The sequence below is a fragment of the Flavobacterium sp. GNP001 genome (genome assembly GCF_054343775.1).
In genome coordinates this window covers 1-12,365 of sequence record NZ_JBTGUX010000006.1, presented here as the reverse complement: position 1 = coordinate 12,365, position 12,365 = coordinate 1, and the positions used below count along the sequence as shown (strand labels likewise).

12 protein-coding genes and 3 pseudogenes are annotated in these 12,365 nt (G+C 32.7%); 12 read left to right on the top strand and 3 right to left on the bottom strand.

Features of this window, described 5'->3' with window-relative positions; translation table 11 throughout:
- On the top strand, window positions 1–346 hold a 346-nt coding region (locus ACXX8U_RS14355), incomplete at its 5' end, for a BamP family beta-assembly machinery protein (protein WP_505307835.1).
- Window positions 347–354: 8 nt separating this feature from the next.
- Here ACXX8U_RS14355 and ACXX8U_RS14350 read toward each other — a convergent pair.
- Window positions 355–831 (bottom strand): TspO/MBR family protein, encoded by a 477-nt coding sequence (locus ACXX8U_RS14350; protein ID WP_458552597.1) that lies wholly within the window; start codon window positions 829–831, stop codon window positions 355–357.
- Window positions 832–1,148: 317 nt separating this feature from the next.
- Here ACXX8U_RS14350 and ACXX8U_RS14345 point away from each other — a divergent pair.
- The 10 genes and pseudogenes from ACXX8U_RS14345 (at window position 1,149) to ACXX8U_RS14300 (ending at window position 10,352) form a co-directional block, all read left to right on the top strand.
- A pseudogene (locus tag ACXX8U_RS14345) lies at window positions 1,149–2,232 on the top strand (diphosphomevalonate decarboxylase).
- Between the two features lie 41 nt (window positions 2,233–2,273).
- A complete protein-coding gene (locus ACXX8U_RS14340; protein WP_417981667.1) occupies window positions 2,274–2,468 on the top strand; it encodes a hypothetical protein in 195 nt (64 codons plus the stop codon).
- A gap of 53 nt (window positions 2,469–2,521) precedes the next feature.
- Window positions 2,522–3,461 (top strand): annotated as a pseudogene (locus tag ACXX8U_RS14335) (mevalonate kinase family protein).
- Window positions 3,462–3,872: 411 nt separating this feature from the next.
- Window positions 3,873–4,052 (top strand): hypothetical protein, encoded by a 180-nt coding sequence (locus ACXX8U_RS14330; RefSeq protein ID WP_458566463.1) that lies wholly within the window; start codon window positions 3,873–3,875, stop codon window positions 4,050–4,052.
- A 47-nt stretch (window positions 4,053–4,099) separates the two neighbouring features.
- Window positions 4,100–4,519, top strand: a complete 420-nt coding sequence (locus tag ACXX8U_RS14325; protein WP_458566462.1) for a hypothetical protein — start codon at window positions 4,100–4,102, stop codon at window positions 4,517–4,519.
- Window positions 4,520–4,535: 16 nt separating this feature from the next.
- Entirely contained in the window at window positions 4,536–5,192 is a 657-nt protein-coding gene (locus ACXX8U_RS14320; RefSeq protein ID WP_458566461.1) for a sensor histidine kinase, read from the top strand.
- A gap of 610 nt (window positions 5,193–5,802) precedes the next feature.
- Window positions 5,803–6,758: pseudogene (locus tag ACXX8U_RS14315) on the top strand (geranylgeranylglycerol-phosphate geranylgeranyltransferase).
- Between the two features lie 271 nt (window positions 6,759–7,029).
- Window positions 7,030–7,938, top strand: coding sequence for a pseudouridine synthase (locus ACXX8U_RS14310; RefSeq protein ID WP_196852801.1), 909 nt, complete (start codon window positions 7,030–7,032; stop codon window positions 7,936–7,938).
- Between the two features lie 84 nt (window positions 7,939–8,022).
- Window positions 8,023–8,385 carry a nuclear transport factor 2 family protein gene (locus tag ACXX8U_RS14305; RefSeq protein WP_458552592.1) on the top strand — a complete coding sequence of 121 codons (363 nt, stop codon included), beginning with the start codon at window positions 8,023–8,025 and terminating at the stop codon, window positions 8,383–8,385.
- A gap of 209 nt (window positions 8,386–8,594) precedes the next feature.
- Window positions 8,595–10,352 (top strand): DUF885 domain-containing protein, encoded by a 1,758-nt coding sequence (locus tag ACXX8U_RS14300; protein WP_458552591.1) that lies wholly within the window; start codon window positions 8,595–8,597, stop codon window positions 10,350–10,352.
- Window positions 10,353–10,806: 454 nt separating this feature from the next.
- Here the strand turns inward: ACXX8U_RS14300 and ACXX8U_RS14295 are convergent, their stop codons facing one another.
- Window positions 10,807–11,196, bottom strand: coding sequence for a hypothetical protein (locus ACXX8U_RS14295; protein ID WP_458566460.1), 390 nt, complete (start codon window positions 11,194–11,196; stop codon window positions 10,807–10,809).
- Between the two features lie 40 nt (window positions 11,197–11,236).
- Window positions 11,237–11,686, bottom strand: coding sequence for a hypothetical protein (locus ACXX8U_RS14290; RefSeq protein ID WP_458566459.1), 450 nt, complete (start codon window positions 11,684–11,686; stop codon window positions 11,237–11,239).
- A 345-nt stretch (window positions 11,687–12,031) separates the two neighbouring features.
- Here ACXX8U_RS14290 and ACXX8U_RS14285 point away from each other — a divergent pair, with 345 nt between their 5' ends.
- Window positions 12,032–12,265, top strand: coding sequence for a hypothetical protein (locus ACXX8U_RS14285; protein ID WP_458552589.1), 234 nt, complete (start codon window positions 12,032–12,034; stop codon window positions 12,263–12,265).
- Window positions 12,266–12,365: the final 100 nt, after the last annotated feature.

Here is a 12,365-nt window from a genome sequence, read left to right as displayed (position 1 = left end):
GATTACTGCAGAAAGGGATGAAAAAAGATTAAAAAACACAAGAATTGACGACCTAACCATTGACAAAGGACTGAATTTAGCTCGAATTGGGGAAACTATATTTACAGCTTTGGTGAAAGAAAAGAGTAATGAAAAAGCACATCAAATTCAATTCAAAGCATTGGCAAAAAGCAGCTGTGATGAAAAGTTTTATTTTCAAACTTTAAAATTAAAACCAGACCAAATAGAGCTGTTCCTAGAATTTTGCGATGCGGATCCTAAATCAAAAACAGTTGCCGAAAGCAACAATGTATTGACTGTAATGGATTTTTTGCTTGCGAAAAATATTGAATTTAAAAAACTATAAACAGGATCTTATCGATTCAACCACCAAATACTTCCATTTAAAACCGCAGCAAAACTTACCCAAGCCAAATACGGAAGGAATAAATAGCCCGCAATTTTATTGATTTTAGAAAACTGAATGTACGTTTCAAAAATCATCAACCACAGTATGATAATTTCTAATCCCGCTAACATTGGATTGTGTAAACCAAAGAATAAATACGACCACAAAGCATTTAATGCCAATTGTATCGCAAAGAAAACCAAGGCTTTTTTAACGATTTCTTTATCAGATTCTATTCTATCCCAAACTAATCCTGCGGCAACACCCATCATTACATATAACATACTCCAAACAGGTGCAAAAATCCAATTGGGCGGATTAAAACTTGGTTTTATCAAACTGGGATACCAAGTAGTGATAGCAGAACGGGTAACCGTTCCAGAGAAATAACCAATAGCTAAACACGTAACAACAACAGCTAATATTCGGGTGATTTTATTCATTTTTATGCTTTTAAATATTTCAAGACAACATATATTCTTTAACCATATAAGTCATTTAAGAAAAAAAAATATTGATTCTCCTTTATACTTTATAATTCTAACCATTAAGAAATTAAGAAAAATTACGCACTATGCCTTAATGAAGCTTAATTTCTTAATGGTTTAAAAAAGACTCTTAATTATTAAACAAGCCCTTAGATGGACTTATATGATTATTTTTTATTGGCCAAATTTACTTAAATCTTTCTACCGATTAACCACATAAACGAATAAACAAATAAATCAAAAAAAGTATCTTTGCGTAAATTTATACATTCATGATTTCAGCAAACGATTTTATTCCATCAAAATATACGCATTCAGTTGAAAACGGAAATTTTCAATGGAGCGCACCCAGCAACATTGCCCTTGTAAAATATTGGGGGGAAAAAGGACAATCAAATTCCAGCGAATCCTTCGGTGAGTTTTACCTTGAATAATTGTAAAACGATTACCAAATTGGCTTTCGCCAAAAAAGAAAACGATGGTACATTTTCCTTTGATTTACTTTTTGAAGGACAACCAAAAGAAGATTTCAAACCGAAAATTCAAAAATTCCTGGAACGAATAGAAATCTATTTGCCGTTTCTAAAAGACTATCATTTTACGATTGACACAGAAAATACCTTTCCGCACAGTTCCGGAATTGCTTCATCAGCATCTGGAATGGCAGCTTTAGCGATGAACTTAATGAGTTTAGAAAAAGCGTTATATCCTGAAATGACTGAGGAATATTTCTATCAAAAAGCATCTTTATTAGCGCGTTTGGGTTCCGGAAGTGCTTGTAGAAGCGTAAAAGGACAAGTAGTGGTTTGGGGAAATCATGCAAATATCTCTGGAAGCTCTGATTTATTTGGGGTTGAATTTCCAAATGCGATTCATGCTAATTTTAAGAATTTTAAAGATACCATTTTACTGGTTGACAAAGGTGAAAAACAAGTTTCAAGTACGGTGGGACATGACTTAATGCACAACCATCCTTTTGCCGAAAGGCGATTTGCACAAGCGCATGAAAATTTAGACCAACTAATTTCAATTTTTGAAAGTGGAAATTTGGACGAATTCATCAAAATTGTAGAGAGCGAAGCCTTGACGTTGCATGCTATGATGATGACTTCGATGCCTTACTTTATATTAATGAAACCGAACACATTGGAGATTATAAATGCGATTTGGAAATTTAGAAATCAGACTAAAATTCCGGTTTGTTTCACGCTAGATGCCGGTGCAAATGTGCATGTTTTGTATCCTGAAAATGTTGCCGAAACAGTTTTACAATTTATTAAGAACGAATTAGTTGGCTATTGTCAAAATGGTCAGTACATTTGTGACGAAATTGGAAATGGTGCTGTGTTGATTTAATTTGTTTTTTACCTATCTTTATTTTTTAAAGAGCTGAAATTATGGATATTCAATCAGATAAATTAGAATTGATTAAAATGCTGTTAGAAACTGACGATACAACTATAATCGAAGCTATCAAAAACATTTTCAAATCACAAAAAAAAGACGTTTGGAAAGATTTATCTCCTGAACAACAAGAAGAAATTGATCTGGGAATCTTAGAAGCAAATCGCGGAGACCAAGTTGATTTATAAAACAGCAAAAAATACTTAATTACCAACCCCAAATTGTTAATTTACAATACTATATGAAAGGACCTTTGTTTTACTCAAAAATACTACTCTTTGGAGAATACGGAATTATTCGTGACTCAAAAGGGCTTTCAATTCCTTATAATTTTTACAACGGTGCACTTAAAAGAGATGAAAATCCATCTGAAGAAGCCATCAAATCAAATGGTCACTTGAGACGTTTTGTAACTTATTTAGAAACTTTGCAAAACGAACAATCTGACTTAGTTACTTTTGACCTGACTGCATTGAAAAACGATGTTGAAACCGGAATGTATTTTGATTCCAGTATTCCTCAAGGATATGGGGTAGGAAGCAGTGGCGCGCTTGTAGCCGCTATTTATGATAAATATGCAAATAATAAAATCACGGTTCTGGAGAATTTGACTCGTGAAAAATTATTGCAATTAAAAAACATATTTTCTCAAATGGAGAGTTTTTTCCACGGAAAAAGTTCTGGTTTAGATCCATTAAATAGTTATTTAAGCATCCCGATTCTTATTAATTCTAAAGATAATATTGAAGCCACCGGAATTCCAACACAAAGTTTTGACGGAAAAGGCGCTGTCTTTTTATTAGATTCAGGAATTGTGGGCGAAACGGCTCCGATGGTAAATATTTTCATGGAAAGCCTAAAAGACAAAGGTTTCCGTGCGCATGTTGAAAAATCAGTTTGTAAAATATACAGATGCTTGTGTAGAAAACTTCCTTGGCGGAGACATGAAATCATTATTTATGAATACCAAGAAATTATCAAAAGTAGTTTTGAATAACTTTAAACCAATGATTCCGGAACAATTTCACGGAATTTGGCAACAAGGAATTGACAGTAATGATTATTATCTAAAACTGTGCGGTTCTGGCGGTGGCGGTTATATCTTAGGTTTCACCGAAGATTTAGAAAAAGCCAAAGCTTCCCTGAAAGATTATAAACTAGAAGTAGTATATCAATTTTAAAAAATTTATTAGTACAACAAATTTATGCTGACGGCACAATTTTGTTGAAAACAACTAATTTTAAATTAGAAAAACACGAATTTACCTGGCCAAGCTGCCTTGTAACATTCGTGTTTTTTTTATGCTTATTAAAAAAATTATTTACTAAAAAAATATTTTTTTGATAAAACCTATAAAAATAAGAACCAAATTATTCGATGTAAATAAATTTAAACAAAATCTTACATTTCAATAAAAAACATCTTATCTTTAATCATCTGATTTTTTTTGCCCTACTACAAACAAAAAAACTATATGACTGAAAATAAAATTCTTGAAAATTTTAAGCTACGCAATATTTTCATACCTCTGATTATAGTAATTCTATCTTGCTCTTCATTGATCATCATCAACTACCTGACTATTAAAATCTTGTCAGTATCAAGGGCGTATGTAAATGGAGAATCCCATTATTCTAAAGGGCAAAAAGATGCAACCCGATACCTTATCACCTACATTTATACTAAAGATTCCATTCAATGGAAGTTATTCAAAGAAGAATTAAGTGTTCCTATAGGAGATCAGAATAGCACGAATCGGCCTATCCAATAATGGTGACATCAACACCATTAAAGATGGATTAAGGGCTGGCAGAAATCATGAAAAAGATCTGGATGACATTGGTTTGGCTATTTAGAAATTTTCACACCGTTCCTTTCTTGGCAAAGGCTATCAATGAATGGAGAAAAGCGGATGATTTAATTGTGCAATTAGAATCCATTGGAAATGAAACTCATAAAAAAATGAATGCTAATGTCTTAAAACCGGATGAAAAACAAAATATTTTTCAACGGATAAACAGCATTACTGATAAATTAACAATATATGAGCGTAATTTCTCTGATGCACTAGGAGAAGGTACTCGTTTAATTAAATCCTACCTTCTTTTTACCAATATCTTTTTTACGTTGATAATCATTGGAAGCGTCTGCATTTACTACTCCGTAATGGTTAACAGACTAAGACGCTCGAAACAGGAAACTGATGATAAAAACAGAAATTTAATCACTAGCCAATAAAGAACTGGATAAATTTGTGTACAGTGCTTCTCATGATCTAAGGTCACCCATCTCCTCCTTAAAAGGATTAATAGAGATTGTAAAATTAGAAGATGATTTGGATGAAATTAGAGATTATTTAGATTTAATGCATCAAAGTCTCGATAAGCAAGATCAATTTATAAGAGATATAATTGATTATTCGAGAAATAAAAGAAAAAAAGTAACCGCTGCTGCTGTTAGTATAAATGAAATTATAGATGAAATCATTTCTCAACATTTTTATATTAAAGGAACCCATGAAATTGCTATCAAAAAAAACTTATCCGTTGATGAAGTTCAAAGTGATGGATTGAGATTAAAGATTATTTTGAATAACTTACTATCAAATGCTATCAAGTATTCTGATGAAAAAAAAGAGCATCGTTATATTTCTATTAAAACTTACGCCAAAGGGGAATTTTACAAAATAGAAATTGAAGATAATGGCATTGGAATTAATAAAGAATACCAAGTCAAAATTTTTGAAATGTTTTTTGTGACTAATAACAACAAGAAAGGCTCCGGTTTAGGGCTTTACTTAGTAAAAGAAGCTGTTGAAAATCTTAATGGGAGCATAACCGTAGATTCTAAAATGAATATTGGAAGTACATTTATAGTAACAATACCGAAACTTTATGAAGCACAATTATAAAATTTTGATAATTGACGATAATATAATTGATCAAATTGTCACGAAACAATTGCTAAAAAAAACACTCGGATATAACTGATATAAGTACTGCTAATAATGGCAAAGAAGGAATTCAATGGCTTCGTAATCACAAAAGTAATACTGAAAAATCTCTAATTATTCTGTTAGACATTAAAATGCCCGAAATGGATGGATTCGAATTCCTTTTGGAATATGAAACGCTACCCGAAGAATTGAAAAAAGAAACTCTAAATTTTCATGCTCTCCTCTACATTAAATCCTAATGATATTGCACGTGCAAAAAACAATCAATACGTAAAAAATCTTTTAAGCAAACCTTTGCCAGTAAAAGAATTTGGAGAAATGATAAATACCGATTCTTCTTCAAAATAGAACAATTGATTTTGGGTCAAATGAAATCAGAATTATTATTTGTGTATTTTCGCAAAATAATCGTGGCATTTCACAATATCCTCTTAAAAGAATTCTCGTGCATGTGTTTTTGTAAAAAAATCAAGTTAATTTTAAAAACAAAATCCTAAATTTGAGCACCAAATAGGCAAGTTTGTTATACCAATGCAAAAACTTGACAAAAAAATACTAATAAAAAATGTTTAGCAGAAAACAGAAACTTTTATTAATGAAAATTATCAGTTTGTTCTCTGTCGTTAGAGGCTATAACATTCCAGTAATAATTTTGGCGCAATACCTTTCCGCGATATTTATTTTGGCTCCGGAAAAAAGAGCGTTAGACATTCTGCTCGATTTCAATTTATTCATTCTTGTTTTCGCTTCTTCACTTACGATTGCTTCGGGATATATCATCAATAACTTTTATGACAACAGAAAAGATTTAATCAATAGACCTAACAAGTCAATGCTGGATCGATTAGTAAGTCAAAAAACAAAACTGAAGGTTTATTTTACACTCAATTTTATTGTTGCCTTGATGGCGTTCTTTGTTTCGCTGGCGCGTATTTTTATTCTTTTCAGGATATATATTTTTCATCTGGTTTTATTCCCACAAAATAAAAAAATACCCAATAATAGGAAACCTAACTGCTGCATTACTTGCTATTTTACCCTTTTTTGCCATACTGTTGTATTTTTATACACGGATTCCATATGAAGAGATTGAAAATTACAAAACACAACTTGGAGTTATTTTTTCGCATGCCACTTTTTTATTTTTGCTATTGCTGATTCGGGAAATGATTAAAGATTTAGAAAATCTCAAAGGCGACTTAGCCAATAATTATAAAACGATTCCTATTGTTTATGGCGAAGAAATATCAAAAAAAATCATTACCGTTTTAACAATTCTGACTATTCTTCCAGTGTATCGCTTTAATCGATATTTACGATGTGGGCTACATGGATATTTATTTTTACTGTTGCCTCATCGTTTTGATATTTTTCTTGTTATACTTATGGAAATCTAATGCGAAACCACAGTTTTTATTGCTTCACAACATCTTAAAATTCCTTATTGTTGCTGGTGTTTTTTGCATTGTCTTGATTAACCCAAGTGTTTTATGGCACGGGAAAAGATTGTTGATGGTTTAATTTTGCCTTTTTCCAAATTATTAAAAGGATAAAAAACCATTCTCGAAATTCTCCTATATTCCCCGATTAGCATAGCCCCGATTGCAACGGCATCCTTTTTCTTTTTTCCTTTAAAAAAGAAAAAGATAGAGTGGAAAGCGGGAAATAGCTCTAAAAAATCAAAAGAATCATATTAATTAGCTTATTAACTAGACAGTTAGCGTTTTTATAATTGGTGGTTATTGATTGTCAAGTATATAAATAGTATCTTTGCACAAATTATTGGAATATTATGAATAACAAGGAAGGCAATAATAAGAAAAGTGGTCCAAGAGCAGCTAGCTCAAGACCAAGTTCGAATAAGCCAAAACCTGCCATGCAGAAGCGAGCTCAAGGGCCGAAAAAAGTTAAAGTAAATACTAAAGTTGCCGATATCGCTACTGATAAAGTAGAGAAAAAACCAAATCAAGCACCAAAGAGACCGAAAGTAAAAGACGAAATTCGTTTGAATAAATACATTGCTAATTCTGGTGCGTGCTCGCGTCGTGATGCGGATATTTATATTCAATCCGGAACGGTAAAAGTAAACGGAATTCCTGTTACCGAAATGGGATATATGGTAAAACCAGGTGATGTTGTAAATTTTGACGGTGCTACTTTGACTCCGGAGAAAAAAGTATACATCTTACTGAACAAACCTAAAAACTTTACCACTGCGATGGACGAAGGTCAGGAATATCGTAATGTATTGGAATTAGTTAAAGGTTCTACGACTGCAAAAATTGGTGCAGTGGGAAGAATGGACAAGAATACAACTGGTTTGTTATTGTTCACGAATGACACGGATATGATTCGTAAATTTACGTTACCAAGTCAAAAATCATCTAAAATTTACCAAGTTTCACTTGATAAAAACTTGAAATTTGAGGATTTAGAAAAAATAAATAAAGGTTTGACTCTTGACGGACACCGCGTTTTTGTGGAAGATGTAAGCTATATCGAAGGTGAAGCGAAAAGTGAAATTGGATTACAATTAAGATCGGCTAACGTGAAAGTGGTTCGTTCTATTTTTGAACACTTTAGCTATGATGTATTGCGTATTGACAGAGTTTCATTTGCTGGTTTGACCAAAAAGAATTTGCCAAGAGGAAACTGGAGATTGCTTACTGAACAAGAAATTATCAATTTGAAGAACGTTTAATATTTCTTTGAAATTATAAATATGAAATCCCTTCCGTTTATACGGAATGGGATTTTTTTAATAAAAATTCAATCCTAAATAAGTATGACACCAGAAAAATTACAATCAATTGCTTTTAAATGGTTTGAAACTTTCAATAATAAAGAATTAGAAAAATTATTGTCTTTATACGATGACGATGCCGTTCATTTTAGTCCAAAACTAAAAATGTACAAACCAGAAAGTAACGGTTTTGTTACCGGCAAAGAAGCCTTGCGAGAATGGTGGAAAGATGCTTTTGAGCGTTTACCCTCTTTAAATTATAAAGTAAAATCGCTTACCGCCAATGGAGACCGCGTTTTTATGGAATACACAAGAACAGTTACTGGTGAAGAAGATTTGCTGGTAGCGGAAGTATTAGACATAAGAGAAGACAAAATAATTGCTTCGAGAGTTTATCACGGATAAAAAATTATTTTTTTCCAATCTGGTATTGTAAGGATATACCAAAATTGAAACCTAAGACCCCATTCGTTTTAAACCGAATGGGATTTTTTTTTGACCGATAAGGAATGAAAATATAAAAAGTCCCTGTACTGCATTACATTAGTAATATATTTGGGTAATAATCAATTATTTTTGGATAAATTAGCTTTTCCAATAATCACATCTAAACTATGAAAAAAATAACCACTCTTTTACTTTCCGTAACCGCGTCCTTATTGCTGGTTAACTGTAAATCCGAAGATAAGAAACAAGACTTCAGCAGTCTGACGAAAAATTATTTTGACGACAAAAATGCGATGAGCCCATTGGATGCGACACAAAGTGGTCAAAACCAATACAACGATCAGTTGCAATTTGAAATGACAGACAGCTATAGAAAGTCGCAAGAAGCTTTCTTTAACAAATACCAATCTGCCCTTCAAAATATCACTGTTGAAGATTTATCCGAAGAAGAAAAAAACAGTTACGAAATCATCAAATGGGAAGTTGAGATTGGTAAAGACTTATTAAAACAACCTACAAATTTGCTTCCTGTTCATCAATTTTGGGGAACACATCTGACTATGGGGCAGTTTGCAGGCGGAACCAGCGCGCAACCTTTTAAAACAGAAAAGGACTATACCAATTTCCTAAAAAGAATGGATAAATATGCTGTTTGGATTGATTCAGCGATGGTGTACATGAAAAAAGGACTTGATAAAGGTGTTGCTTTACCAAAATCGTTAACGGTAAAACTGATTCCACAATTTGCAGAAATGGCTACGCCAAATATAGAAGACAATTTATTTTACTCAGCTATAAAACTAATGCCTGCCTCTTTCCCTGACAGCATAAAAGAAGATTTAACAGCAAAATACACAGCGACAATCAATACCAAACTGATTCCACAATATAAGAAAATGGCTGATTTTCTGAATAAAGAATATCTTCCTGCTTCCAGAACAACCAGCGGAATTGGAAGTTTGCCTTTTGGAAAAGAGTTATATGCCACTTACGTAAAACAATGGACCACTACCGAAATGACTCCCGAACAAATTCATGAACTGGGATTGAAAGAAGTTGCCCGTTTAACAGCCGAAATGGAAAAGGTAAAAACTCAAGTGGGTTTTAAAGGCACTTTATTGGAATTCTTTGAGGAAGTTCGAAACAAAAAAGAATTAAAACCATTTACAAAACCAGAAGAGGTTATCGCTAATTTTCAAAGTATTTATACTCGTATTAAACCCAACGTAGACAAATTATTTGCATTACAACCGCAAACAAAATTTGAAATCAGACGAACAGAAGCCTTTAGAGAACAAACAGCGAGTGCTGAATACAATCAAGGAACTGCTGATGGTACGCGCCCCGGTATTTTCTATGTTCCAATTCCTGATGTAGCAAATTATAACATATACGGAGATGAAGATTTGTTTTTGCATGAAGCGATTCCGGGACATCACTTTCAAATATCATTACAACAAGAAAACGAAAGTTTGCCTGATTTCAGAAAATTCAATTGGTTTGGCGCTTACGGCGAAGGTTGGGCTTTGTACACGGAAAGCTTAGGAAAAGAACTTGGATTGTATCAAGATCCGTATCAGTATTTTGGAATGCTGGGCAATGAAATGCACCGTGCGGTTAGATTAGTTGTTGATACCGGATTACACTCAAAAGGCTGGACCAGAGAGCAAGCTATTAAATATTCGTTAGCAAATGAAGCCGAAAGCGAAGCGAGCATTATTCCTGAAATTGAGCGTTATATGGCGATTCCAGGACAAGCGCTTTCGTATAAAATTGGACAGTTAAAAATCATGGAGTTACGCAAAAAAGCGGAAACTAAAATGGGTACCAAATTCGACATCAAAAAATTCCATGAAAAAGTATTAGAATCTGGAGTAATGCCATTAGCATTATTGGAAAAGAAAATTAATGCTTGGATAGAATAGAAATAATTCTTGTAAGCAGGTATAAAAAGAGCTTCTCAATTGAGAAGCTCTTTTTTTTGTGCGGATCACAGATCTTAATAATTTCGTTAAGGTATCCAAAAAGCTCGTAGCCAGCTTAATAAAGTACTTTCACTCTTATTGAATATACAAATACATCCATTAGTTAAATTGCAGAAGAAATCAGTTTATCTTGATGTATTTCTTCGAAATTTTTTTTAGTACTGTTTAGTTTCTCAAATATAATTTCAAAGAGATTTTCAATTTCTACTGTAAAGTGAAGAAAGAAACATTATTTAAAAGCTGATTTTTAACGCTTTTAAACCTAATACAAGCTTTTAAAACCATTAATTCTACTTTGGTAACAATATCCTAAAAGACAAATGGCAATTTCGTTCCAACGGATAAAAAATAAACAACCTTAAAGAGACCGTTCGAATGTTTCAGTAGTGAAGACTTACCTCACGTACTTATCTATCATATATTGGGTGATGGGTTTTAACGTTTTATCATTTTCAGGATGAAAACCTGGGCCATTAAAAAAATCAAGATGGTCTCCATTTTTACAATACCATAAAACGGGTTTATTATGCTTAAAAAAAGTTGTTGTATCCGTTACCTCAATTTTTTTAAAACCTAGCATATTTTCATTTATCGGTAGTTTCGAGTAAATGTTTACAATCCCGACTTCTTCAGTTTCACACTCAACCACTTCATAATGGTCTTTTTGCCATTGCATCCATGTTTTTTTTAAAAAAAACCAATATCCGAAACCAGCTAGGACTAAAATCAAAAGCATTACAGGAATAATTTGCTTCGTCTGTAAAAATCGCATTCGCTTTTTCACCAAGAACGATGGTTGGATTATTCCATCATTCTCTCTGTAGTCATTTTATAGCCCTTTTATCTTCTACGGTAACTTGGTGCACAACACTATTTTCACAACTATCAATAAGACTAAACTCTTTTTTTAAAGATTCTGTTTTTGAAAATTTAAGGTAAGGTCTTGGATTAAAACCAACCAATATTGCGGCAATATTCACCGCTTCAATATCAGTTAAATCTGTTTCTCCCTTAAAAAAGGTTTCAATGGGCCTGAATCTATCTGTTTGATCTTTTAATTTGTTGGAGCAATTTGGAAGAAAATCAAATTGAAAAAAAACAGAAAAGCTTTTTAAATCGTCAGCGCTTGCCTCATTTTTAAATAACTCGGCACATAATTTCCTCAATTTAGCGCGAGAAGGATTTAGCAAAAAACTGGAATGACATCCCCATTTTTCTGTCTCATACTTCAATTTAATCGCTGCTTTATAACCTTCTAAAGTATTTTTCACCATAAGCTTAAAGGAATTTTTAGGAATTTTCAGGAATCCTTCGTCATACTGGGAATCATAGGAATTTCATATCAATTTTACTTCAGAAGCGTCGGTACTTTGCCTCAGAATTAGTTGTTGTTCTATTTCACGATACGAACAAATGTACAAAACTACTTCTATAAAAGTGACGCTATATCGAACAGAATTTTTATTCCGGGAAGTATAATCAAACAGTTCTGTACTAGCTCACTTTACTTCCCGAAACCAAAACAAACTGTTCTCATTTTACTGGTTAGGCCACTGCTATTTATTCGATTACAGATATCGAACGGCCAAACCTATGTCCAATTTTTAACAATTACAATCATGAAAAAAATATTTTTTATAGCTGCTTTTGCAGTATCGAGCTTAGTTATAGTATCCTGTGATGCCGATGGGATTGATAGTGCAAGTGCTAAAGCAAAAGATTTTGGAGTTCAAAAAACAGATCAGAAATTCAACGAAAGTTATACTAGTCCCTTGTCTAATACAAATAATCCTATTGCTAGTGACGGCCCTTGTGATGAAATAATTATCATAACACCACCAAAAAAACCATAAGAAGATGTATTAATTTACAATTAAATACTAATTTCGGGGAAAGAAACTTTTATGTTCCGTTCCCCGTTTTTAATCTTAGTGTTTTTGCTTTCTCTTGTCA